Here is a 1239-nt window from a genome sequence, read left to right as displayed (position 1 = left end):
ACCAAGATCTACAAAAAGTACTCACCTTGCTTGATTCGGCAAACCAGCAAGCCAGTAACGAAAGCATCGAGGTCAGAGGCAAAATCAAACTTGGCCTTCTGCCAGAAACCTATGAACATCTTCAACCCATTTTGTTTGAATTTCAGGATCAATACCCGCAGGTTGAACTCGACATTCGCAATATCAACAATGGCTTTATTGATATGTTTCAGCAGGGGTTGGACATCGCGCTGCACGGCGGCATGCTGTTTGATTCAGACATTGTCGCGAGAAAGATCTTAACGCTCGACCGATGTGTCGTTGCCTCACCGAACTATCTTCAAACTCACGGCACGCCCGCCACATTAGAAGAGTTGAGCGATCATCAGTGCATTTGTTTTCGTTGGCCAAATGGCAATGTCGACAACCTTTGGCATTTTCAGGAACAAAACGTAGCGCTCAAACCAAAACTCATTTCCAACAACATCGGCTTTATTAAAAGCTCCACAGTGCTTGACCGCGGCATCAGCTATATCCCAAAACTGTTGGTAAAAAATGAGCTCGAATCCGGTGCATTGGTGCAAGTATTGTCTCAATATGCTGTCACGGAAGAAACGGGGTGGTTACTCTATCCTCAACCGAAAACGCTGAACCAAGCTAGCCGGTTACTTATTGAACATTTGTGCAATAAAATCCCAAAACTTTTGTAGTTTGCATTTATTGTCATAAAATTTGTGACATTGAATCATGCGCACGCATGATTATCTGAACATCTGTGAATTATAAGATGGCGCCGAAATTATGGAGCCATCTTATGAATCATCAAATCAAAACCGCTGCGCTGAGCACTATCGCGCTCTCTCTACTCGGCTGTAATCAAGCTCAACCTCAGGTTGAGGGGCCAAGCGCATCCAGACCCGTTCAAGTGATTGAAGTCAATGAAAGGAATGAAGAACTCAACAAATCATTCAGCGGGATCGTAAAAGCAAAAGAAACCGCCTCACTCTCTTTTCGTGTACCCGGCAACGTGGAAAGAGTGTTCGTAAATAAAGGCAGCTTGGTAGAAAAAGGCCAAGTCATTGCCACGCTGGACAAGCACGACTACCAAGTCTCACTAGAAGAATTACAAGCGCGCATGTTAGAAGCGCAATCAGCCCACAAACTCGCGGAAGCCGAGTTAAAGCGCGTAAAACAAGCGACTTCTGATGATGCCATTGCCAGCGTAAACTTAGACCGAGCCATCAGCAGCTACGAACGTAG

General features: G+C 45.4%; 2 protein-coding genes. Both read left to right on the top strand.

Annotation, left to right across the window (positions count from 1 at the left end):
- The coding region (locus tag R7P69_RS24810) for a substrate binding domain-containing protein (RefSeq protein ID WP_318121767.1) at window positions 1-689 on the top strand (689 nt) is incomplete at its 5' end.
- Window positions 690-793: 104 nt separating this feature from the next.
- Window positions 794-1239, top strand: a 446-nt coding sequence (locus R7P69_RS24805; protein WP_318121766.1) for an efflux RND transporter periplasmic adaptor subunit, incomplete at its 3' end; no start/stop codon positions are given.

Origin of the sequence: Vibrio sp. 661 (genome assembly GCF_033339315.1) — a bacterium.
Classification (GTDB): domain Bacteria; phylum Pseudomonadota; class Gammaproteobacteria; order Enterobacterales; family Vibrionaceae; genus Vibrio; species Vibrio alginolyticus.
Note: the sequence above shows the minus strand (reverse complement) of the source record. Positions and strands in the feature narration are given on the sequence as shown.